22 protein-coding genes and 1 pseudogene are annotated in these 21,210 nt (G+C 75.5%); 4 read left to right on the forward strand and 19 right to left on the reverse strand.

What is annotated here, in order from left to right; all coding sequences use genetic code 11:
- Positions 1–54 precede the first annotated feature (54 nt).
- The 7 genes from OKX07_RS14040 to OKX07_RS14070 all read right to left on the reverse strand — a co-directional run bounded on the left by OKX07_RS14040 (position 55) and on the right by OKX07_RS14070 (position 6,125).
- Positions 55–912, reverse strand: a complete 858-nt coding sequence (locus OKX07_RS14040) for a sulfurtransferase (protein WP_265628697.1) — start codon at positions 910–912, stop codon at positions 55–57.
- Positions 909–1,400 carry a ribosomal protein S18-alanine N-acetyltransferase gene (gene rimI / locus OKX07_RS14045; protein WP_265628698.1) on the reverse strand — a complete coding sequence of 164 codons (492 nt, stop codon included), beginning with the start codon at positions 1,398–1,400 and terminating at the stop codon, positions 909–911. Before rimI ends, OKX07_RS14040 begins: the two co-directional genes overlap by 4 nt.
- Positions 1,397–2,119 (reverse strand): tRNA (adenosine(37)-N6)-threonylcarbamoyltransferase complex dimerization subunit type 1 TsaB, encoded by a 723-nt coding sequence (gene tsaB / locus OKX07_RS14050; RefSeq protein WP_265628699.1) that lies wholly within the window; start codon positions 2,117–2,119, stop codon positions 1,397–1,399. The genes rimI and tsaB overlap by 4 nt, the downstream gene beginning before the upstream one ends.
- The gene (tsaE, locus tag OKX07_RS14055) at positions 2,116–2,646 is read right to left on the reverse strand and encodes a tRNA (adenosine(37)-N6)-threonylcarbamoyltransferase complex ATPase subunit type 1 TsaE (protein ID WP_265628700.1); all 531 of its coding nucleotides are present in this window, start codon (positions 2,644–2,646) and stop codon (positions 2,116–2,118) included. The genes tsaB and tsaE overlap by 4 nt, the downstream gene beginning before the upstream one ends.
- Complete coding sequence (gene alr, locus OKX07_RS14060) at positions 2,643–3,848, reverse strand: alanine racemase (RefSeq protein WP_265628701.1); 1,206 nt, start codon at positions 3,846–3,848, stop codon at positions 2,643–2,645. Before alr ends, tsaE begins: the two co-directional genes overlap by 4 nt.
- Before the next feature lie 79 nt (positions 3,849–3,927).
- Positions 3,928–4,578, reverse strand: coding sequence for a nucleoside/nucleotide kinase family protein (locus OKX07_RS14065; protein WP_265628702.1), 651 nt, complete (start codon positions 4,576–4,578; stop codon positions 3,928–3,930).
- A complete protein-coding gene (locus tag OKX07_RS14070) occupies positions 4,575–6,125 on the reverse strand; it encodes a bifunctional ADP-dependent NAD(P)H-hydrate dehydratase/NAD(P)H-hydrate epimerase (RefSeq protein WP_265628703.1) in 1,551 nt (516 codons plus the stop codon). Before OKX07_RS14070 ends, OKX07_RS14065 begins: the two co-directional genes overlap by 4 nt.
- A gap of 55 nt (positions 6,126–6,180) precedes the next feature.
- Here OKX07_RS14070 and OKX07_RS14075 point away from each other — a divergent pair, with 55 nt between their 5' ends.
- Positions 6,181–7,167 carry an LLM class F420-dependent oxidoreductase gene (locus tag OKX07_RS14075; RefSeq protein ID WP_265628704.1) on the forward strand — a complete coding sequence of 329 codons (987 nt, stop codon included), beginning with the start codon at positions 6,181–6,183 and terminating at the stop codon, positions 7,165–7,167.
- 68 nt (positions 7,168–7,235) lie between these two features.
- On the opposite strand, the gene OKX07_RS14080 is transcribed toward OKX07_RS14075, so the two are convergent.
- Together OKX07_RS14080 and glmS are read right to left on the reverse strand one after the other, a co-directional pair.
- Positions 7,236–7,592 (reverse strand): holo-ACP synthase, encoded by a 357-nt coding sequence (locus OKX07_RS14080; RefSeq protein WP_265628705.1) that lies wholly within the window; start codon positions 7,590–7,592, stop codon positions 7,236–7,238.
- Between the two features lie 24 nt (positions 7,593–7,616).
- Complete coding sequence (gene glmS / locus OKX07_RS14085) at positions 7,617–9,473, reverse strand: glutamine--fructose-6-phosphate transaminase (isomerizing) (protein WP_265628706.1); 1,857 nt, start codon at positions 9,471–9,473, stop codon at positions 7,617–7,619.
- 74 nt (positions 9,474–9,547) lie between these two features.
- On the opposite strand from glmS, the gene coaA reads away from it, so the two are divergent.
- Positions 9,548–10,513, forward strand: a complete 966-nt coding sequence (coaA, locus tag OKX07_RS14090; protein WP_265628707.1) for a type I pantothenate kinase — start codon at positions 9,548–9,550, stop codon at positions 10,511–10,513.
- Between the two features lie 12 nt (positions 10,514–10,525).
- Here the strand turns inward: coaA and OKX07_RS14095 are convergent, their stop codons facing one another.
- From OKX07_RS14095 to OKX07_RS14130, 8 genes are all read right to left on the reverse strand, one after another.
- Complete coding sequence (locus OKX07_RS14095) at positions 10,526–11,086, reverse strand: hypothetical protein (protein ID WP_265628708.1); 561 nt, start codon at positions 11,084–11,086, stop codon at positions 10,526–10,528.
- Between the two features lie 264 nt (positions 11,087–11,350).
- Positions 11,351–12,112, reverse strand: a complete 762-nt coding sequence (locus tag OKX07_RS14100; protein ID WP_265628709.1) for a DedA family protein — start codon at positions 12,110–12,112, stop codon at positions 11,351–11,353.
- Between the two features lie 69 nt (positions 12,113–12,181).
- Positions 12,182–12,976, reverse strand: coding sequence for a glutamine amidotransferase (locus OKX07_RS14105; RefSeq protein ID WP_265628710.1), 795 nt, complete (start codon positions 12,974–12,976; stop codon positions 12,182–12,184).
- Positions 12,973–13,668: a peptide deformylase gene (locus OKX07_RS14110; RefSeq protein WP_265628711.1), complete on the reverse strand. Its 696-nt coding sequence runs from the start codon at positions 13,666–13,668 to the stop codon at positions 12,973–12,975. Before OKX07_RS14110 ends, OKX07_RS14105 begins: the two co-directional genes overlap by 4 nt.
- A gap of 36 nt (positions 13,669–13,704) precedes the next feature.
- Positions 13,705–15,051 carry a phosphoglucosamine mutase gene (gene glmM, locus OKX07_RS14115; protein ID WP_265628712.1) on the reverse strand — a complete coding sequence of 449 codons (1,347 nt, stop codon included), beginning with the start codon at positions 15,049–15,051 and terminating at the stop codon, positions 13,705–13,707.
- Positions 15,052–15,222: 171 nt separating this feature from the next.
- Entirely contained in the window at positions 15,223–15,711 is a 489-nt protein-coding gene (gene rpsI / locus OKX07_RS14120; protein WP_265628713.1) for a 30S ribosomal protein S9, read from the reverse strand.
- Positions 15,712–15,755: 44 nt separating this feature from the next.
- Entirely contained in the window at positions 15,756–16,199 is a 444-nt protein-coding gene (gene rplM, locus OKX07_RS14125) for a 50S ribosomal protein L13 (RefSeq protein ID WP_265628714.1), read from the reverse strand.
- 240 nt (positions 16,200–16,439) lie between these two features.
- A complete protein-coding gene (locus OKX07_RS14130; RefSeq protein ID WP_265628715.1) occupies positions 16,440–18,116 on the reverse strand; it encodes an ABC-F family ATP-binding cassette domain-containing protein in 1,677 nt (558 codons plus the stop codon).
- Positions 18,117–18,209: 93 nt separating this feature from the next.
- On the opposite strand from OKX07_RS14130, the gene OKX07_RS14135 reads away from it, so the two are divergent.
- Entirely contained in the window at positions 18,210–18,644 is a 435-nt protein-coding gene (locus tag OKX07_RS14135; RefSeq protein ID WP_265628716.1) for a DUF5709 domain-containing protein, read from the forward strand.
- Between the two features lie 6 nt (positions 18,645–18,650).
- Here OKX07_RS14135 and truA read toward each other — a convergent pair whose 3' ends face one another.
- Complete coding sequence (gene truA / locus OKX07_RS14140; RefSeq protein WP_265628717.1) at positions 18,651–19,577, reverse strand: tRNA pseudouridine(38-40) synthase TruA; 927 nt, start codon at positions 19,575–19,577, stop codon at positions 18,651–18,653.
- Positions 19,578–19,603: 26 nt separating this feature from the next.
- On the opposite strand from truA, the gene OKX07_RS14145 reads away from it, so the two are divergent.
- On the forward strand, positions 19,604–20,377 hold the full coding sequence (locus OKX07_RS14145; RefSeq protein WP_265628718.1) for an ROK family protein: 774 nt from the start codon (positions 19,604–19,606) through the stop codon (positions 20,375–20,377).
- A gap of 102 nt (positions 20,378–20,479) precedes the next feature.
- Here the strand turns inward: OKX07_RS14145 and OKX07_RS14150 are convergent.
- Positions 20,480–21,097: pseudogene (locus OKX07_RS14150) on the reverse strand (alpha/beta fold hydrolase); the annotation flags it as partial.
- Between the last annotated feature and the right edge of the window lie 113 nt (positions 21,098–21,210).

The following is a 21,210-nucleotide window of genomic DNA, read 5'->3' on the forward strand; positions in this document are numbered from 1 at the left end:
CCCGCGAGGGCCCGATCCCCGCGAAAGTCTGGTCCCCGCAAGGCCTGATGGCCCTCAGGCGGTCGCGACGGGCCTCTCCGGGTCGTTCGACCACTGCGACCAGGACCCCGGGAACAGCGCCGCGTCCACGCCGAGCGAGGCGAGGGCCGCGATCTCGTGCGCGGCGGTGACGCCCGACCCGCAGTAGACCCCGACGCGGTCGCCACGGTCGCCCAGCGGCACGCCGAGCGCGGCGAAGCGCGCCGTGAGCGCCGCGGCGTCCAGGAACCGGCCGTCCGGCCCCAGGTTCTCGGCTGTCGGCGCGCTGACCGCGCCGGGCACGTGCCCTGCCCGCGGGTCGACCGGTTCGACGCGCCCCGCGTACCGCTCGGCGGCGCGCGCGTCGAGCAGCACGCCGTCCTGGGGCAGTGCCGCTGCGTCGTCCGCGTCGAGCGTCCGCAGCGCACCCGGCACGAGGACGACGTCGCCCGGCTCGGGCGTGACCTCACCCGGCTCGCCGGGGTACCCGGCGGCCGTCCAGGCGGGCAGCCCGCCGTCGAGGATCCGCACGTCGCGCACCCCCGCCCACCGCAGCAGCCACCACGCGCGCGCGGCCGACGTGCCGCCGGCGTCGTCGTACACGACGACCGCACCGCCCTCGCGGACCCCCCAGCGCCGCGCCGCGCGCTCGAGGTCGGCCACGTCGGGCAACGGGTGCCGTCCGGCGGCCGGGGACGCCGGTGCCGCGAGCTCGGTGTCGAGGTCGACGTACACCGCACCGGGCAGGTGCGCCTCGAGGTAGCGCTCGTGGCCGTCGGAGCGCCCGAGCGCCCACCGCACGTCGAGCAGCACCGGCGGCTCGTCGTCGAGCAGCCGCGCCAGCTCGTCGGCGTCGACGAGGACCCGTCGACGCGTCGCGTCCTGCGCGCTCACCGCTCCCCCTCCGCGCCGGCGGGCCGCGGCAGCAGCAGCTGCATGGTCCACGCGTCGACGTTCTCGGGCTGGTAGTAGCCGCGGCGACGCCCCAGCTGCGTGAAACCCAGGCTCTCGTACAGGTGGATCGCCGAGGCGTTGTCGACCCGCACCTCCAGCAGCACGGACTCCGCACGCAGCGTGCGCGCACGCTCGAGGAGCGTGACGAGCATCCGGCGCGCGATGCCGCGCCCCTGGTAGCCGGGGTCCGTGGCCACGGTCATGACCTGCGCGTCCCGACCGTCGAACCACAGCCCGGCGTACCCGACGAGCGACCCGCCCGGCAGCTCGGCCCCCACGTACGTGCGGCCCGGCCCGACGAGCTCGTCGGCGAGCATCTGCCGCGACCACGCGCTGATGCCGAAGAGCGTGCGCTCCATGCGGTCGAGCGCCGACAGGTCGCCGGCGACCAGCGGACGCACGGCGACGTCGACGGCCGGCGCGCTCATGCGAGCACCCGCTTGGCGCCCGCGGACGGCACGGCGTCGGGGCGGCGCAGGTACAGCGGGTCGGTGGGCTGCGGCGCACCGGCCGCGGCACGCCTCAGCGCGAGCCGCACGAGCCACGTCGGGTCCGGGTGCCGCAGCAGGGCCTCGTGCTCCGTGAGCCGACCGTCGAGCAGCCCGAAGGCGTCCGGGAACAGGTCCCGCCCCGCGCCGAGCACCACGTCGGCCGTCGTGCGCGGCACGTCCGCGGGCGCGGCGACGCCGGGGGCCGCGGTCGGGACTGCGACACCGCCCCGCGTCTCGTACCGCGCCCAGTACACCTCGCGGCGGCGCGCGTCGGTGACGACGAGCAGCGGCGTGCCGTCGGGCAGCACGGGCGACCCGGACGCCGCGTGCCCGAGCCCCGCGGCGGCCGCCGCGAGCGCGTCGAGGCTGGGCACCCCCCACACGGGTACCCCGAGCGCCAGGCCCAGCACCCGCGCGGTCACCAGACCCGCGCGCAGCCCCGTGAACGGCGCCGGTCCCGTGCCGACGGCGATGCCGCGCACCTCGGTGCGGTCCACACCCTGCGCGGCGAGCGCCCGCTCGATCATCGGCGCGAGGTGCTCGGCGTGCCGTCGTGGCTCGTCGGACCTCTCGACGTGGGCGGTCAGCGCGTCGCCGTCGAGCGTCGCGAGGCACGCCGTGACCGCACCCGACGTGTCGATCCCCAGGTACCTCACCGGTCGTCCTCCTCGTCGTGCGTGCCCGGCAGCGCGACGCCCGCCCAGCGCTCCCCCACGCCCCGCACGGTCAGCACCCGCTCCCCTGCCGCGGCGTCCTCGACGTCGTCGTCGACACCGCCGTGCGGCCGCTGCAGCGCGAGCTCGAGGCGGTCGTCGCTCAGGCCCTCGACCCAGCCCGCACCCCACTCGACGACCGTCACGGCCTCGTCGAGCGCCGACTCCAGGTCGAGCGCCTCGACCTCGTCGAACGAGCCGAGCCGGTACGCGTCGACGTGCACCAGCGCGGGCCCGCGCGAGCCGTCGGGACGCGGCAGCGCCGGGTGCTCGCGCGCGATGACGAACGTCGGCGACGCCACCTGCCCCCGCACGCCCAGACCCTCGCCGAGGCCCTGCGTGAGGGTCGTCTTGCCGGCACCGAGCCCGCCGGTGAGCACCACGAGGTCACCCGGGCGCAGCACGGCCGCCAGGGCGCGGCCCCACGCGCGGGTGGCGTCGGCGTCCGGGAGGCGCACCTGCGCGGTCACCAGGCGCCCCCGCGGGTGGCCGCGAGCGAGGCGGTGGACGTGCCGTCGCGCTCGCTGTCGACGTAGGTGCGCGGCACCCGCGCCCCGAGCCGCGTGACGATCTCGTAGGAGATCGTCCCCGCGACCTCGGCCCAGTCCTGCGCGGTCGGGCCCCCGTCGCGGCCGTCGCCCCACAGGACGACGCGGTCCCCGGCGACCTCGCGCGCGTCCGGGCCGAGGTCGAGCACGACCTGGTCCATGCACACGCGTCCCGCGACGCCGAGCCTGCGGCCCCCGACCTGCACCGGCCCGCCCCAGCGCTCGGCCGTGCCGGACGCGTGCCGCGGGACCCCGTCCGCGTAGCCCACCGGCACGACGCCGAGCACCGTGTCCTGCGGCACGACGTACTCGTGGCCGTACGACACCCCCGACCCGGCGGGCACGGGCTTGACCGTCGCGAGCTGCGCCTCCAGCGTCATCGCGGGCACCAGCCCGAACCGGTCGGACCCGCCCAGGTGCGGCACCGGTGACAGCCCGTACACCGCGATGCCGGGACGCACGAGGTCCCAGTGCAGCGCGGGCGACGTCAGCGTCGCTGCCGAGTTGGCGAGGTGGCGGACCTCGAGCCGCGCGCCCGCCGCCTCGACGGCCCTGACGGCCGCGGCGAAGACCTCGGCCTGCTGCCGCACCGCCGGGTGCTCCGGCGCGTCCGCGAACGCGAGGTGCGACCACAGGCCGACGACGCGCACCACGCCCTCCGCCTCGGCAGCGAGGGCCGCGGCGAGCACGTCGGGCAGCTGACCGATCGACAGGCCGTTGCGCCCCAGGCCCGTGTCGACCTTGAGGTGCACGCGTGCGGTCCGGCCCGCCGCGCGGGCCGCCGTGACGACGTCGTCGAGCGCCCAGCGCGCCGCGACGGACACGTCGACGTCCGCCTCGACCGCCTCCCGCAGCGGTGCGCCGGGCGCGTACAGCCACGCCAGGACCCGCGCGCCCGTGACGCCCGCGCGACGCAGCGCCAGCGCCTCGCCGACCTGCGCGGCGCCGAGCCACGTCGCCCCGCCCTCGAGCGCGGCGAGGGCGCTGGGGACGAGGCCGTGCCCGTACGCGTCGGCCTTCACCACGGCCATGACCTGCGCTGTCGGGGCGTGGGCGGCGAGCGCGCGGACGTTGCCGCGCACCGCGCCCAGGTCGACCACCGCGCGCGCCGGGAAGTCGTTCACGCCCGCCAGTCTCTCACCGTGCGCGCCGTGCCTCGCGCTCCCCGGCGCGTGCGGGGGGCGGCGCCGCGGGGCGGGCACCTCACCCCAGCAGCGCTGGTCCCACGACGACGTCCGCGCGCGCCGCGGTCGGTGCGACGAGGCGGGCGTTGGCCGCATCCGGACCCGTGGACCACGCGAGCGCCGCCGCGGGCGGCTTGCCGAACGTCTCGTGGCGGGCGACCAGCCGGGCGAGCCGCACGTCGTCGTCGGGCGCGACGAACCACGCCTCGTCGAGCAGCCCGACGACCGGGGCGAACCCGTGCGCGTCGAGCAGCAGGTAGTTGCCCTCGGTGACGACCAGCGGCACGTCGCCCGGGACCGCCACCGCGCCCGCGACCGGGTTGCGCAGGTCGCGCCGGTACACCGGCGCGTACACGACGCGCCCGGGCTCCGGGGCCCGCAGCCGGCGCAGCAGCGCGACGTACCCGTCGGCGTCGAACGTGTCCGGGGCGCCCTTGCGGTCGGCGCGGCCGAGCCGCTCGAGCTCGGCCTGCGCCAGGTGGAACCCGTCCATGGGCACGACGACGCACGCGTCACCGAAGGCGGCCGCGACCTGCGCCGCGAGCGTGGACTTGCCGGCGCCGGGCGGGCCGGCGATCCCCAGCACGGACCGTCCCCCGGTCGCGAGGAGGGACTGCACGCGGGCGACGAGCGCGTCCGCGAGCACGGCGGTGGGCGTGCCGTCGCTCATGCGCGCAGCAGCCCGGCGACCACGGCGGGCAGCGCGTCCGCGACGGACGTCGCCGACACGGGCCCGCCGGGGTTCGCGTGGTGGGCGGCGAGGCCGTGCACCAGGGCGGCCGCGGCGGCGAACGCCGCAGAGGACGTGGGGTCGGCCACGGCGGCGTCCGACCGGCCGGCGAGCAGCGCGCCGAGCACGCCCGCGAGCACGTCGCCCGCGCCCGCGGTCGCCAGCCACGCGGGCCCGTCGGCCTGCGCGTACGCGACACCCTGCGGGCCGACGACGACGGTGACCTCACCCTTGAGCAGGACCGTCGCCCCCGTCAGCTCGTGCGCGCGGCGGGCGTGCGCGAGCGGCGCCGCCTCGACGTCCGCGCGTCCGACGTGCTCCCCGCGGGCGGCCAGCAGCGCCGCGAGCTCGCCGGCGTGCGGCGTCAGGACGACGTGCGGCGGCACGCGGTCCGGCAGCAGCTCCAGCGCGCCCGCGTCGACGACGACCGGCTCGTCGTGCCGCAGCGCGTGCGTCAGCGCGCCGTGCACGCGCGCGCGCTGGGGGCCGTCGTCGGGGGCAACCCCCGGTCCCACGACCCAGGCCCGCACGCGTCCGTCCCCCACGACGACCTCGGGGTGGGCCGCGATGACCTGCGGGCCGGCCGACCCGACGTACCGGACCATGCCGACGCCCGCGCGCACCGCGCCCGCCGCCGCCAGGACCGCCGCCCCGGGGTACCGGGCGGACCCGGCGACCACGCCGAGCACGCCGCGGCCGTACTTCTGCGCGGCGCGGGCGGGCACGGGCCACAGCGCCGCGGCGTCGGCCGCCTCGAGCCGCGACGCCGTGGGGGCGAGGTCGAGCCGCAGCCCGAGCCCGACGAGCACGACGCGACCGGCGGCCGCGGCCGCGGGCGGCAGCAGCAGCGCCGGCTTGTACGCGCCGAACGTCACCGTGAGGTCCGCGTCGAGCACGGGCCCCGCGCGCGTCCCGTCGTCCACGCCGACGCCCGACGGCACGTCGACCGCGACGACCAGCGGGCGTGGCACCGTCGCCACGACCGCCGCCACGAGCCACGCGCCCGGACCGCGCACACCGCCGCGTCCGCCGAGCCCGAGCAGCCCGTCGAGCACGACGTCCGCGGCGCGCAGCGCAGCGCGCACGGCGTCGGTCACCGGGGCGTCGGACACCGAGCCGTCGGCCGCCGAGCCGTCGGCCGCCGAGCCGTCGGCCGCCGAGCCGGCGTCGAGGGCCAGGACGCGGCCGTGCGCCGACCGCAGCGCCACGAGCCCCGCGGCGTGCACGCGCCCCGACGCCAGCACGGCCGTCACGGCGACGCCGCGCCGGGCGAGCAGCGCCCCCGCGTGCAGCGTGTCGCCGCCGTTGTTGCCCGGACCGACGAGCAGCACGGCGTGCGCACCCGCCACGCGACCGCGCGCGTCCCGCAGGACCCGCTGGACGTGCCCGGCGAGCCCGAACGCCGCGTGCGCCATCAACGGCGCCCCGGAGGCCAGGAGCGGGGCCTCCGCCGCGCGCACGGCGTCGGCGTCCCAGGAGTGCAGCACGCGCCCATCCTGTCCCGACCGCCGCCGCGGTGCGAGCGCCGGTACCGTGGCGAGCATGCGATTCGGACTCTTCATCCCCCAGGGCTGGCGGCAGGACCTCACGGGCATCGAGGCCCGCGACCACTGGAAGGTCATGCACGGCCTCGCGCAGTGGGCCGACGACGGCGACGTCTTCGAGTCCATCTGGGTGTACGACCACTTCCACGCCGTGCCCGAGCCGAACGGTGAGGCCACGCACGAGGCGTGGAGCCTGATCAGCGCGTTCGCGGCGTCCACGTCCCGCGTCCGCCTCGGCCAGATGTGCACGTGCATGGCGTACCGCAACCCCGCCTACCTCGCGAAGGTCGCGACGACGGCCGACGTCATCTCCGGCGGCCGCGTCGAGATGGGCATCGGCGCCGGCTGGTACGAGCACGAGTGGCGCGCGTACGGCTACGGGTTCCCGCGCGCCGGCGAGCGCATCGCGATGCTCGACGAGGGCGTGCAGATCTTCAAGCAGATGTGGACCAACGGCACGGCGACGCTGGACGGCACCTACTACCAGGTCGACGGTGCGCAGCTCTCGCCGCTGCCGCTGCAGGTCGACGGCCCGCCGCTGTGGATCGCGGGCGGGGGCGAGAAGAAGACGCTGCGGATCGCCGCCGAGCACGCGCAGTACACGAACTTCGACGGCTCCCCCGAGGGCTTCGCGCACAAGTCCGAGGTGCTGCGCGGGCACTGCGAGGCCATCGGTCGTCCGTTCGACGAGATCACGCGGTCGGCCAACTACAACGTCGTCATCGGGTCGACGCAGGCCGAGGTCGACGACCGCATCGCCTGGGTCGAGGAGCACTACGCGAACACCGTGCCGGACAAGGCGCCCGGTGTCGCCGAGGAGTTCCGCCACGGCCCCCTCGTCGGCACGCCGGACCAGATCGTCGAGAAGCTGCGCGAGCTGCAGGGCCTGGGCATGACGTACGCGATCACGTACTTCGCCGAGGCGGCCTACGACCGCACGGGCATCGAGCTCTTCGCCCGCGAGGTCGTCCCCCACCTCCGCTGACGGCCGGGACCGTGGTGCTGGACTGCTCTCTCACCCCTGGGTGAGAGAGCAGTCCGGTCCTGCGGCGGTCAGGTGTCGCGTTCGGCGATGACGACGGCCGACGCGATGCCCGCGTCGTGCGAGATCGACAGGTGGAACCGGTCGACGCCCAGCTCGTCCGCGCGCGCCCGGACCGTGCCGACGACCTCCACGACCGGCGGGGTGCCGGGCACGCGTCGCACCGTGGCGTGCTGCCAGCTCATGCCGGAGGGTGCACCCAGCGCCTTGGCGATCGCCTCCTTCGCGGCGAACCGCGCGGCGAGCGACGCGTCGGGCAGCTCCCGCTCGTCGGGCGTGAAGAGACGGACCCGCAGCGCGGGGACCCGCTCGATCGTCGCCATGAACCGCGCGACGTCGACGACGTCGATGCCGACGCCGACGATCACGGGGTCACGACCACGGGGTCCCGCTCACTCGACCGTGACGGACTTCGCCAGGTTGCGCGGCTGGTCCACGTCGAGGCCCTTGGCGTGCGCGAGCTCCGAGGCGAAGACCTGCAGCGGCACGACGGTGAGCAGCGGCGCCAGCAGCGTCGAGGTCTGCGGGACGAAGAAGACCTCGTCGGCGTACGGCACCACGGCGTCGTCACCGTCCTCGGCCACCACGAGCGTCCGCGCGCCGCGCGCCCGGATCTCCTGGATGTTCGAGACGACCTTGGAGTGCAGCGAGTCGCGGCCACGCGGTGACGGCACGATGACGAAGACCGGCTGCCCGGGCTCGATCAGGGCGATCGGGCCGTGCTTGAGCTCGCCGGCCGCGAAGCCCTCGGCGTGGATGTACGCGAGCTCCTTGAGCTTGAGCGCACCCTCGAGCGCCACCGGGAAGCCGACGTGCCGGCCGAGGAACAGCACCGACGGCGTCTCCACCATCCACCGCGCGATCTCGCGCACGCGGTCGGACCGGTCGAGCACCTCCTGGATCTTGCCGGGCATCTCGCGCAGGTCGTCGAGCGTCGCCGCGATCTCGTCCGGGAACTTGTTGCCCCGCAGCTGCGCCAGGTACAGGCCCAGCAGGTAGGCGGCCGTGATCTGCGCGAGGAACGCCTTGGTCGACGCGACCGCGATCTCCGGCCCCGCGTGCGTGTACAGGACCGCGTCGGACTCCCGCGGGATGGTCGACCCGTGCGTGTTGACGATCGCGAGCGTCGTCGCCCCCTGCTCACGCGCGTGGCGGACGGCCATGAGCGTGTCCATCGTCTCGCCCGACTGCGACACGGCGACGACCAGGGTGCGGCCGTCGACGACCGGGTCCCGGTAGCGGAACTCGTGCGCGAGCTCGACCTCGACGGGGATCCGGCACCAGTGCTCGATCGCGTACTTGGCGACGTGCCCCGCGTAGGCGGCGGTGCCGCACGCGACGACGACGATCTTGTCGACCGAGCGCAGCACCGACTCCTCGATGCGCATCTCGTCGAGCACCAGCTTGCCCGACAGGTCGAGCCGGCCCAGGAGCGTGTCCGCGACGGCCTGCGGCTGGTCGTGGATCTCCTTGTCCATGAAGGACCGGAAACCGCCCTTCTCGGCGGCCTTGGTGTCCCAGTCCACCGTGAACGGCTTGGCCTGCACGGGGGTGCCGGCCAGGTCCGTCACCGTGACCGTCGTCGGCGTGATCGTCACGACCTGGTCCTGACCGAGCTCGAGGGCCTCGCGGGTCGAGCCGATGAACGCCGCGACGTCCGAGCCGAGGAAGTTCTCGCCGTCACCGAGGCCCACGACGAGCGGCGAGTCGTGCCGCGCGCCGACCACGGTGTCCGGGACATCGGCGTGCACGGCCAGCAGCGTGAAGGTGCCCTCGAGGCGCCGCGCGACGGACGCGAGCGCCGCCGTGAGGTCCTTCGAGTCCTCGTACGCCCGTGCCACGAGGTGCGCGACGACCTCGGTGTCGGTCTCCGAGAGGAACTCGACACCGGCGGAGATCAGCTCGGCCTTGAGGGTCGCGAAGTTCTCGACGATGCCGTTGTGGATCACGGCGACGCGTCCCGAGACGTGCGGGTGCGCGTTCGCGTCGTTCGGAGCGCCGTGCGTCGCCCAGCGGGTGTGCCCGATCGCCGCGGTCGACGGCGGCAGCGGGTGGGCGGCCAGCTCCTCGACGAGGTTGGCGAGCTTGCCCGCCTTCTTGGCGGTGGCGAGCTCGCCCCCCGGCACGACGAGGGCGACCCCCGCGGAGTCGTACCCCCGGTACTCCAACCGCCGGAGCCCCTCCAGCACCACGTCCAGCGGACGCTCGCTCGGCCCAGCACTGCCGACGTACCCGACGATTCCGCACATGCGATCGATCCTAACGGGGGAACCCGGAGGGCCGTCGCGCATCCCGGCGCGCTCGGCACGGCGCACCGCGCGTGATGCGGAACAATCGTCGGGTGCCGTCCCTGGTCCCCGCCACGCCCTACGTCGATCTCGACCGCGACGCCTGGACGCGGCTGTCCGCCTCGACCCCCATGCCGCTGACCGATGCTGACGTCACCCGGCTGCGCGGCATCGACGACCCGATCGACCTGGCGGAGGTCGACGCGATCTACCGCCCCCTGTCCCGCCTGCTCGACCTGTACATCCAGGCCACGCAGGGCCTGCACGTGGCGACGAGCACGTTCCTGCGGGAGGACGTCGGCCGCACGCCGTTCGTCATCGGCGTGGCCGGCTCGGTGGCGGTGGGCAAGTCGACGACGGCCCGCCTGCTGCGCGAGCTGATGGCGCGCTGGCCGGCGACGCCCCGGGTCGAGCTGGTGACCACCGACGGGTTCCTGCACCCCAACGCCGAGCTCGAGCGGCGCGGCCTGCTGCAGCGCAAGGGCTTCCCCGAGTCGTACGACCGGCGCGCGCTGCTGCGCTTCGTGTCCAAGGTGAAGGCGGGGCGCCGCGAGGTCGCGGTGCCGGTCTACGACCACCTCACGTACGACATCGTGCCGGGCGCCGAGCTCGTGGTGCGGCAGCCCGACGTCCTGATCGTCGAGGGCCTCAACGTGCTCCAGCCGGCCCGCCCCACGCTCGAGGGGACGTCCAACCTGGCGCTGAGCGACTTCTTCGACTTCTCGATCTACGTCGACGCCCGGACGGCCGACGTCAAGCAGTGGTACGTCGACCGGTTCCTGTCGTTGCGGGCCACCGCGTTCGCCCGGCCGGAGTCGTACTTCCGCCGCTACGCGTCCCTCACGGACGACGAGGCGGTCGCCCGGGCGGAGAGCATCTGGGAGAGCATCAACGCCCCGAATCTCGAGGAGAACATCCTGCCGACGCGCAGCCGGGCGACCCTGGTGCTGACCAAGGGGCCCGACCACGCGGTGCAGCGCGTGCGGCTGCGCAAGATCTGACGCGTCGGCGCCTCAGGGCGCCGGGGCGTCGGCGTTCACGGACTGGGCGAGCGCGACCGGGTGCTCCATGCGGTCGACCACGGCGAGGTCCGCGAGCGCGGCGGCCACGTCGTCGTCCGCGCAGGTCGCGTCGCGCGGCAGCAGCACGGCGGCGCCCATGGCGTCGACCAGCCACACCTGGGGGGCGATCGCGGTGCCGCAGGCCGCGGCGGGCGTCGTCCCCGTCATGACGCCGACGAGCGGGTCGAGGTCGCCCTCGAGGAGCGTCGCGGTGACGGCCCACCACCGGCCGGCCGAATCCCGCAGCGTCTCGCCCCGGTCGCAGAGCAGGACGGTGTCGGCGACGAAGCCCACGGGCGGCAGCCCACGCGTCGTGGCGGCGGGCTGGTCGGCGCGCAACGACGGGTCGAGCTCGAGCCCCAGCGCGTCGAGCACGTCGGGGTCCAGGCAGCTCGCGTCGCTGCGGACCTCGGCGGTCGCGACGCGGGCGGGGCTGGGGGCGTCCTGGCCGCACCCGGCGATCGCGAGCGCGACGACGACGGCCGCCACCGCTGCGCGTCCCGCTGCCTGCACCGTCGTCCTCCCGCTCCACGTCCCGACCCCGGGCGCACGGCGGCCGACCCCCGTCGGGCGGGGGCCTCGCGTGGGCAGCGGGGAGGACGACGACGACGTCGCCCTCCTGCGAGCGTAGGACGCGTGCGGGCGGTCGTCGTCCTCACCCCGACGGTCGATACCGGATCGTTGTCACACGTCCCATATCGTGAGGTCATCGTGACCTCGACTCCCGGTGCGTCAGGCCGCGGTGCGTCAGGCCGCGGTGCGTCAGGCCGCGGTGCGTCAGGCCGCGGTGCCCTCGCTCCGCGGGGACGCCGGCTCGGCGCCGGCCGTCGCGGCGTCCACCGGGACACCGCCGGCGAGGGCATGCTCGTCGGCCGCGGTCCCGTCGGCCGCCGTGGCCACAGTGGCCGCCGTGGGCACGGTCCGTGCCGTGAACCCCAGCCACCGCCGCAGGACCCAGTCGACGCCGAGCCCGATGACGAACCCCCCGACGACACCCGCCACGACACCGACCAGCGGGGAGTCCCCCAGCACGGCACCGGTGCCGATGCCGATCGCCGTCGAGTACAGCGCCCAGCTCAGGGCGGCGATGGCGGTGAGCAGCACGAACCTGCGTCGCCGGAACCCGAGCGCCCCGGCCGTCATGTTCACCGCGACCCGGCCGACGGGGATGTAGCGCGCCGCGATGATGAAGGCAGCGCCGCGCGTGAGCAGCGCGCGCTCCGCCCAGTCGAGCAGGGCATGACCCCGGCGACCCTGGAACACCCGCAGCTCACGGATCCGGACGACCGTGCCGATCTGGTACGCGATCTGGTCGCCGACGAACGCACCGAGCGCGGCGACCAGGACGACGCCCCACAGCAGGGGGCTCCCGGTGGAGGTCGACAGCGAGGCCAGCGCGATCACGACGGACTCGCTGGGGATCGGCGGGAAGAACCCGTCGATCGTCGCGAACCCGAACAGCGCCGCGAAGACCCACGGCGAGGCCGCCAGGTCGAGTACCCACTGCTCGAGCACGTGGTCCCCCCTCGTCGTGCCCACCCCCCGATGGGGCCGACGTGACCACGCTAGGTGCGCAGGACCCGCCCGTACATCGGGAATGCCCCCGAATCAGCCCTGAGCGGCACCGATCTCGTCCCTGAGGACTCCCCGACCCGACCCGCTGTCCGTCCTGGGGTGGAGGTGGCGCTCGACGAACGCCCGGAGCACCGGCGGCACCGTGCGCACGCCGCTCGTCCGCGCCGCCGCGACGACGTCCGCCGCCTCGGTGGGGTCGAAGTAGCCGTCGAACCGGTACGCCTCGACGCGCGTGGCCAGCCCGTCGGCGTCGAGCTCGGGGTGGAACTGCGTCGCGTAGACGTGCCGGCCCACCCGGAACGCCTGCACGGGGGCGGTCGGCGAGGACGCCAGCAGGACGGCGTGCGCGGGCAGCACGCTCAACGACTCCTTGTGCCCGACGAACGCCCCGAAGCGCGGCGGCGCGACGCCGAGGACGGGATCGGCACGCCCCGCCGCCGTGAGCTCGACCGTGACCGCACCGACGGGCTCGGGGTGGGCGCGGTCCACGACACCACCCTGGTGCCGTCCCAGGGTGCCGATGCCGTAGCAGGCGCCGAAGAACGGCTTGTCGGCGGGGACGACGGCGTCGAGCAGCCGCGACAGGTCTGCCTCGACGCGTCGTTGCACGGCCGACTTGTCGTCCTCGGGGTCGCTCACGCAGAACGGGCCCCCGCCCACCACGATCCCCGACCACGCGTCGAGGTCGACGACCCCGAGCGGTGCCGCCTCGAGCCGCACGCGGCGCAGCGTCGACTCGTCGAGGCCCGTGCAGCGCAGCATGGCGTCGTACTCGTCGTCCGCGGGGGCGTCCTCGGGACGCACCCCCAGGAACAGGAACGGCCTCATCGAGGCTCCTCTCCGGCACCCCGTCGTGCCGTACCCGGTAGCTCGAAGCCCAGGGCCCGCGCGGCCTCGCGCGGGTCGGGCTCCGACCCCCAGTGTGCCCCCCAGGCGTCCGTCGCGGACAACGACCGGGGCAGCGCCCGGTCGAGGTACAGCGTGCCGCGCAGGTGGTCGGTCTCGTGCTGGACGATCCGTGCGGACCAGCCCGTCACCACCTCGTCGAGCGCCCGACCGGCCTCGTCGAGTCCCGTGAGGTGCACGGACCGCGCCCGCGCGACGACCGCCTGGTAGCCGACCACGCTCAGGCAGCCCTCGTAGAACGCCGCGGGTGCCGCGTCCGCAGGCGCGTAGGCGGGGTTGACCAGCACGCGGTACGGCAGCGCGGTGCGCTCCCGCGCGAGCGCGACCTCGTCGTCACCGGAGCCCGGGTCCTCGAGGACCGCGAGCGCGAGCGGGAGGCCGATCTGGGGCGCGGCCAGCCCCACGCCGGGCGCCGCGAGCATCGTGCGGCGCATCAGGGCGAGGAGCTCGGTCAGCTCGTCGCCGTCGAGCTGACCGTCGTACGGCGCCGCCACGGTGCGCAGCACGGGGTGCCCGGCCTGCACGATCGGCGCGACGGCGTCGGGGCCGGCCGCACGCGCGGCCTCGAGCGTGCGGCGCACGAGGTCACGCACGACCCGGTCGACGTCGTCCATGCCCGGCCCCGACCCGTCAGGCCCGCGCGACGCGCGTCACAGCGCGAGCCGCGTGCGGACCACGTCGGCGAGCTCGTGCGCGACGCGGTCCGCCTCGTCCTGCGTCGCGGCCTCGACCATGACGCGCACGAGGGCCTCGGTGCCCGACGGGCGCAGCAGCACGCGGCCGGTGTCACCGAGCCCCTTCTCGGCCAGCGCGACGGCCTCGGCGAGCACGGCGTCGTCGGTGCGGGTGCGGTCGACGCCGGAGACGTTGACGAGGGTCTGCGGCAGCCGACGCACCACGCCGGCGAGGTCGGCCAGGGTGCGGCCGGTCTCGACGACGCGGGCGGCGAGCTGCAGGGCCGTCAGCAGCCCGTCCCCGGTGGTCGCGTGCGCCGCCAGGATGATGTGGCCGGACTGCTCGCCGCCCAGCCCGTACCCGCCGGCGCGCATGGCCTCCAGCACGTACCGGTCGCCGACACCCGTCTCGACGGTGGCGATGCCCGCGTCCCGCATCGCGATCCGCAGGCCGAGGTTGCTCATCACCGTGGTGACCAGCGTGTCGTGCGGCAGGTCCCCGCGGTCGTGCAGGGCGATCGCGAGGATCCCCATGATCTGGTCGCCGTCGACGAGCGTGCCCGTCGCGTCGACCGCCAGGCAGCGGTCGGCGTCACCGTCGAGCGCGACGCCGAGGTCGGCATGGGCCGCGACCACGGCGGCCTGGAGCTGCTCGGGGTGCGTCGAGCCGCACGCCTCGTTGATGTTGCGGCCGTCGGGCGAGGCGTTGATGACGACGACGTCGGCGCCCGCCTCGCGCAGCGCGGACGGCCCGACCTCGCTCGCCGCACCGTTGGCGCAGTCGATGACGATCCGCAGGCCCTCGAGCCGCGTCGTGACGGTCGAGACCAGGTGGTCGACGTACTGCTGCCCGGAGAGGCTGAGGTCCATGCGGATGCGGCCGACGTCGGCGCCCAGCGGGCGGTCCCACACCTCGCCCATCCGCGCCTCGATCGCGGCCTCGAGCTCGTCGTCGAGCTTGTGGCCGCCGCGCGCCAGGAACTTGATGCCGTTGTCGGGCATCGGGTTGTGCGACGCGGACAGCACGACCCCGATGTCCACCCCGCGGGCGGCCGTCAGGTAGGCGACGGCCGGCGTCGGCAGCACGCCCACGTTGTCGACGTCGACGCCCGCCGACGCGAGCCCCGCGGCGACCGCGGCCGAGAGGAACTCGCCCGACGAGCGGGGGTCACGCCCCACCACGGCTCTGGGCCGGTGGCCGGCGAACGCTCCCGTCGTGGCCAGCACGTGCGCCGCGGCGACGGACGCGTCGAGCGCGACCTCCGCCGTCACGTCGCGATTCGCCAGACCGCGTATCCCGTCGGTCCCGAACAGTCGACCCATCATCGGCTCCTTCGTCCTGCCGGTCGCCCCTGCCCCCCGGTGGGATGCGCGGCCGGCGCCGTCCATGATCCGCCCTCCGGCGTCATGCGGCATGTGCCGCGACGCCGCCCCGGCATGCCGATGGCCCCGGCGGTCTGTCGACCACCGGGGCCATCGGGCCGGTGCGCTGGGTCAGCGCTTCGAGTACTGCGGCGCCTTGCGGGCCTTCTTCAGGCCCGCCTTCTTGCGCTCGACCACACGCGCGTCACGCGTGAGGAAGCCGGCCTTCTTCAGCGCGGCGCGGTTGTGCTCCTCGTCGATCGCGTTGAGCGCGCGGGCGATGCCCAGGCGCAGCGCGCCGGCCTGGCCGGAGACGCCACCGCCGTGGATGCGCGCGTGCACGTCGAAACGGCCCTCGACGTCCACGAGCTTCAGCGGGGAGTTGACGAGCTGCTGGTGCACCTTGTTCGGGAAGTAGTCCTCGAGGGCGCGGCCGTTGATCGTCCACTGGCCGGTGCCGGGCACCAGACGGACGCGCGCGACCGCCTCCTTACGACGGCCGAGCGCCTGGGCCGGTGCCGTGAGGGACTGTCCGCGGCCCGTGGGCGCAACGGTCTCGGAGGTGTAGCTGGTGGGCGTGTCGTCGCCCTCGTTCTCGATCTCGACGGTGGTCTGAGCCACGGGATCCTCGCGTTCTGGGTTCGTCTGCCGCAGCAGCCGGGGGCTTACTGCGCCACCTGGGTCAGCTCGAACGTCTTCGGCTGCTGGGCCGAGTGCGGGTGCTCCGCACCGGCGTAGACCTTGAGCTTGCTGATCTGCTGACGGCCGAGCGTCGTGCGGGGCAGCATGCCGCGGACGGCCTTCTCGATCGCCCGCTCGGGGTGCTTCTCGAGGAGGTCGACGTAACGGGTCGCCCGCAGGCCACCCGGGTAGCCGGAGTGCCGGTAGGCGAGCTTGGTCTCACGCTTGTTGCCGGTCAGCGCGACCTTCCCCGCGTTGATGATGATGACGAAGTCACCGCCGTCGACGTGGGGAGCGAAGGTCGCCTTGTGCTTGCCGCGCAGCAGCGTGGCCACGTGGCTGGCCAGGCGGCCGAGCACGACGTCGGTCGCGTCGATGACGTACCAGTTCCGCTCGACGTCGCCGGGCTTCGGGGTGTACGTGCGCACGGGTGCCTCTGTCTCGTGATGCGTGTCGTGGCCGGGCGCACTGGGGCGACCGGCCGAGGATGTCTGCACGGAGCATCCCGCCCGGCGAGTGGGATCGCACCAGGACGGCCATCGGCACCCGGTGGTGAGAAGCCACCGGTGCGCGACAGGGGACGCACAACGACGCACCAGACTACCGGGCTGCCTCCCCAAAGCCAAACGAGGGACTCAGCGCGGACTCAGCGCGGACTCAGCGCGGACTCAGCGCGCCCGCTGCACCCGCCCCGCGTCCCACACCGGCTCCGGGGTCTCGACGACCGTGCCGTCGGCCGCGAACAGCAGGTAGCGGTCGAACGTCCGCGTGAACCACCGGTCGTGCGTCACCGCCAGCACCGTGCCGTCGAACGCCGCGAGGCCCGTCTCGAGCGCCTCCGCCGAGTGCAGGTCGAGGTTGTCGGTGGGCTCGTCGAGGAGCAGCAGCGTGGCCCCACCGAGCTCGAGCAGCAGGATCTGCAGCCGCGCCTGCTGCCCGCCGGACAGCGTCTCGTACGGCTGCTCGGCCGCGGCGACGAGCTCGTACCGGTCGAGCGCGCGGCTCGCCGCCTCGCGGCCCAGTCCCCTGCGGTGCCCGTCCCCACGGTGCAGGACGTCCAGCAGCGTGCGCCCGACGAGCTCGGGGTGCGCGTGGTTCTGCGCGAACCAGCCGGGACGCACCCGCGACCCCAGCACGACCGACCCCGTGTGCGGGACGGGGTCGACCGGCACGTCGCCCGCCGGCGCGTGCTCGGGGTCCGTGCCGCCCGCCGCGAGCAGGCGCAGGAAGTGCGACTTGCCCGAGCCGTTGGCCCCGAGCACCGCGACGCGCTCGCCGTACCAGACCTCGAGGTCGAACGGCTGCATCAGACCCGTGAGCCCCAGGTCGCGCGCCACGACGGCGCGCTTCGCGGTCCGCCCGCCGGTGAGCCGGACGCTGACCTGCTGGTCACGCGCGACCACCGTCGGCGGACCCGCCTCCTCGAACTTGCGCAGCCGCGTCTGGGCGGCCTGGTACCGGGACGCGAGCCCGTCGTTGAACGTGGCCTTCTGCTTGAGCGTCACGACCAGCTCCCGCAGCTGGGCATGCTCCTCGTCCCAGCGCCGCAGCAGCTCCTCGAGACGCGCGCGGCGGTCCGCGCGGGCCTGCGCGTAGGTGGCGAACCCGCCGCCGTGCACCCAGACACGCGCGCCGACGGCCGTCGGCTCCAGCGTCGCGACGTGGGTGGCGACGCGCGCGAGCAGCTCACGGTCGTGGCTGACGAACAGCACCGTGCGCCCGCTCGCGACGAGCCGGTCCTCGAGCCAGCGCTTGGTGGGGACGTCGAGCGCGTTGTCGGGCTCGTCGAGCAGCAGCACCTCGTCCGGGCCGCGCAGCAGGGCCTCGAGGACGAGCCGCTTCTGCTCCCCGCCCGACAGGGTCCGCACGTACCGGTGCTGCGCACGCTCGAACGGCAACGACAGCACCGCGTCGGTCACCCGGTCCCAGCCGGCCTCGGCCTCGTACCCCCCGACGTCGGCCCAGTCGGCGAGCGCCTGCGCGTACCGCAGCTGCGTCGGCTCGTCGTCGACCTCCATCATCGCCAGCTCCGCCGACGACAGCTCCGCCGCCGCGGCCCGCACGGCCGGCGGCGCGAGGTCCGCGAGCAGGTCGCGCACGCTGCGGTCGTCGTCGATGCGGCCGACGTCCTGCCGCATGACGCCCAGCCCGCCGCTGCGCTGCACGGAGCCCGCGTGCGGGGCGGTGTCGCCGGTGACGATGCGCAGCAGCGTCGACTTGCCGACGCCGTTGGGACCCACGAGCGCCACCCGCGCACCGTCGCCGACGCGGAACGTGACCTCCGACAGCAGCGGCCTGCCGTCCGGGAGCGTGTAGCCGATCGCGCCGACGTCGAGATGACCCATGGCACCAGTGTCGGGCCACGGCGCCGCCCGCCGAAGCGCATTGCCCGGCGCCGTGGTGTGGCGTCCGCGCCGACCCGGTGCTTGGCTCGTGCCATGAGCGACGACACCCCCGCCACCCGCACCGACCCGGCCCTCGGCTCCGAGGGCGACGCCGACCAGCTGCCCCGCGAGGACACCCTGGTGGACCGCGGCGTCGACGACCTGCTCGACGAGGGCTACACGGTGCCCGAGCGCGACCGGAGCAACCACTGGGGCGAGACAGCCTGGGAGGAGGTCCACGGCGAGCCGCTGGACCGGCGCCTGGCCGAGGAGGAGCCCGAGGTGTGGGAGCGGACGCCGACGCCGTCGGGCGACCGCGAGGAGCTGCGCGCCGGGCGCCTGGTGGCCGACGACGACGCGGTCGAGGCGGGTCCCAACGACGCCTTCGCGGTCGACGCCGGCATCGGCGGTGGCGCCGCGAGCGCCGAGGAGGCCGCGGTGCACCTCATCGAGGAGGAGTACGTCGACGCGGAGGACGACGACGACTGACCGGGCTCAGCCGCAGCACCCCGGCGTCGCGGGCGGCTCGACGTCGTGGGCGCTGCGCCGGGCGCGCGTCTGCTCCGCGCGGCGCGCCAGCTCGTCGTCCGGCGGGTAGCCGACCTCCTCGAGCGTCAGGCCGTGGGGCGCGACGACCGTGGCGCCGCCCTCGCGGCGCCGGGCGTCGAGCAGCGCGCGCGGCCAGGTCGCCGGCCGTCGCCCCTCCCCCACGGCGAGGCTCGCGCCGACGAGCGCACGCACCATCGAGTGGCAGAACGCGTCGGCCTGGACGTGCGCGACCACGAGTCCCGCGTCCGGCCCGTCCGTCGGGCGCGACCAGCCGAACTCCTCGAGCGTGCGGATCGTCGTCGCGTCCGGGCGCGGCCGGCAGTAGGCCGCGAAGTCGTGGCGGCCGACGAGGGTGCCCGCGGCGGCGTCCATCGCGGCGACGTCGAGCGGGCGGCGGTGGCCCAGCACCCACCCGCGGCGCAGCGGGTCCCGGGCCGCGTCCGCGTCGCACACGCGGTAGGCGTACCGCCGGCGCAGCGCCGAGAAGCGGGCGTCGAAGCCGTCCGGTGCATGCCGGACGGCCCGGACGACGAGGTCGCCTGGCAGCACTCCCGCCAGGCGCGTCGTCAGCACGTCGACCTCCGCGCGGTCCGCACGTCCGCGGGCGGCCGTCAGCGCGCCCGCCCCGACGTCGACGTGCGCGACCTGCCCCCGGGCGTGCACGCCCGCGTCGGTCCGGCCGGCGACCGTCACCCGCGGCGGCGCCTCCCCGCGCGGTCCGCTGCGCAGCACCGTGCCCAGGGCGTCCTCCAGGACGCCCTGCACCGTCCGCCGTCCCGGCTGACGGGCCCACCCGGAGAACTCCCCGCCGTCGTACGCGAGGTCCAGCCGCAGCCGCACGGTCCGTGTCTCCTCGCCGGTCACGGCCCCCACGGTAGCCGCCGGGCTACCGTGGGCCGGTGGCCCCCGCGTCCGAGCCGTACACGCTGGCCGTCGACTGCGGCGGCAGCGGCATCAAGGCGTCGGTCCTCGACGCCGCGGGCACCCTGCGCGCCCCCGCGGTGCGCGTCGCCACGCCGTACCCGCTACCACCGCAGCGGCTCGCCGACACGATCGTCGCCATCGCCGCGGGCCTGCCCCCGGCGCAGCGGGCGACGGTCGGCGTGCCCGGCATGATCCGGCACGGCGTCGTCGTCGCGACCCCCCACTACGTGACGCGCTCGGGGCCGCGCAGCGCCGTCCTGCCGGAGCTGCTCGCGGCCTGGACCGACTGCGACGTCGAGGCGCTGCTCACCGACCGGCTCGGGGTGCCGACGCTCGTGCTGAACGACGCCGAGGTGCACGGCGCCGGTGTCGTGTCCGGCACGGGGCTCGAGCTCGTGCTCACGCTCGGGACGGGGCTGGGCTCCGCGCTGTTCGACGGCGGCCGGCTCGCGCCGCACCTGGAGATGTCGCACGCCCCGGTCCGTCGGGGCACGACGTACGACGAGTACGTCGGGCAGCCCGAGCGGGCACGGCTGGGCGACGCGCTGTGGTCACGTCGGGTGCGCAAGGTCGTCGAGGGCTTCCGACCGGTGTTCCGCTGGGACCGGCTGTACCTGGGCGGGGGCAACGCGCGGCGCATCACCGCCACGACGCTCGACCGGCTGGGCGACGACGTCGTCGTGGTCCCCAACCAGGCGGGCATCGTCGGCGGCGTGCGCGCCTGGGACCTGACCGGGCGGCACCGCTGAGCGGACCGCGAGCTCGTCCAGCACGTCGAGCAGCACCCGCGTGAAGCGGACCGGCCGCACCAGGCTGACCAGGTGCGTCGCACCGGGGACGACGACCAGGCGACCATCCCGGCACGCCGCCAGGAAGCGCCGCTCGTCGCGCCGGAAGTGGTCCCACCGGCCGTTGACGAGCCACACGGGGGCCTCGACGCGGGCCAGGTCCGCGAGCGGCGTCGCCGACAGCATCGCGCGCATCGTGTCCCCGACGACGTCGAGCGCGAACCCGCCCGCGGCCACGTCGGCGGCTGCTGCGGGTGACAGCACCCGGTCGACGAGGACCTGGTTGATCGCCGCCCCGCGGTCCGGCAGCCGGGCGAAGAACCCGTCCGCGGCGGCCCCCCAGGCGCGCACGACGACGGGGCGCGGCACCGTGCTGCACGCCGCGGCGAGGAGTCCCACCACCTGGTCCGGGTGCCGCGCGGCGTGCGCGATCGCCACGTAGCCGCCGAGCGACAGCCCCACCACGAGCGCGCGCCCGCCGGCAGCGGCGACCGCGGAGTGCACGGCCTCGACACCGCCGTCGAGCGTGAACGTCTCGTCGAGCCGGGCGCCGTGCCCGGGCAGGTCGACCGCCGTCGCCTCGTACCCGGCGCGGCGCAGCGCGTCGACCTGAGCCCGCCACATCGTGTGCGACGTGCGCAGGCCGTGGACGAGGACGACGGGAGCGGCAGCGTCAGCCATGCCCCGGACGCTACCGCTCGACGACCGATCGAGTGACCCCCGGGGCCGCGGCGGGGTGACGGCGTCCGACCGGATCGTCCGCTACCACCCGGACGAACCGCGACGCGCGCCCG

The organism is Cellulomonas sp. S1-8, from assembly GCF_026184235.1.
Classification (GTDB): domain Bacteria; phylum Actinomycetota; class Actinomycetes; order Actinomycetales; family Cellulomonadaceae; genus Cellulomonas.

Excerpts from the sequence above, each read along its gene's own strand:
- OKX07_RS14105 (WP_265628710.1), bottom strand. The coding sequence starts at position 12,976 with ATGAGGCCGTTCCTGTTCCTGGGGGTGCGTCCCGAGGACGCCCCCGCG.
- OKX07_RS14075 (WP_265628704.1), top strand. The coding sequence starts at position 6,181 with ATGCGATTCGGACTCTTCATCCCCCAGGGCTGGCGGCAGGACCTCACG.
- rimI (WP_265628698.1), bottom strand. The coding sequence starts at position 1,400 with ATGAGCGCGCCGGCCGTCGACGTCGCCGTGCGTCCGCTGGTCGCCGGC.
- OKX07_RS14065 (WP_265628702.1), bottom strand. The coding sequence starts at position 4,578 with ATGAGCGACGGCACGCCCACCGCCGTGCTCGCGGACGCGCTCGTCGCC.
- OKX07_RS14130 (WP_265628715.1), bottom strand. The coding sequence starts at position 18,116 with ATGGGTCATCTCGACGTCGGCGCGATCGGCTACACGCTCCCGGACGGC.
- glmM (WP_265628712.1), bottom strand. The coding sequence starts at position 15,051 with ATGGGTCGACTGTTCGGGACCGACGGGATACGCGGTCTGGCGAATCGC.
- OKX07_RS14135 (WP_265628716.1), top strand. The coding sequence starts at position 18,210 with ATGAGCGACGACACCCCCGCCACCCGCACCGACCCGGCCCTCGGCTCC.
- OKX07_RS14110 (WP_265628711.1), bottom strand. The coding sequence starts at position 13,668 with ATGGACGACGTCGACCGGGTCGTGCGTGACCTCGTGCGCCGCACGCTC.
- glmS (WP_265628706.1), bottom strand. The coding sequence starts at position 9,473 with ATGTGCGGAATCGTCGGGTACGTCGGCAGTGCTGGGCCGAGCGAGCGT.
- coaA (WP_265628707.1), top strand. The coding sequence starts at position 9,548 with ATGCGGAACAATCGTCGGGTGCCGTCCCTGGTCCCCGCCACGCCCTAC.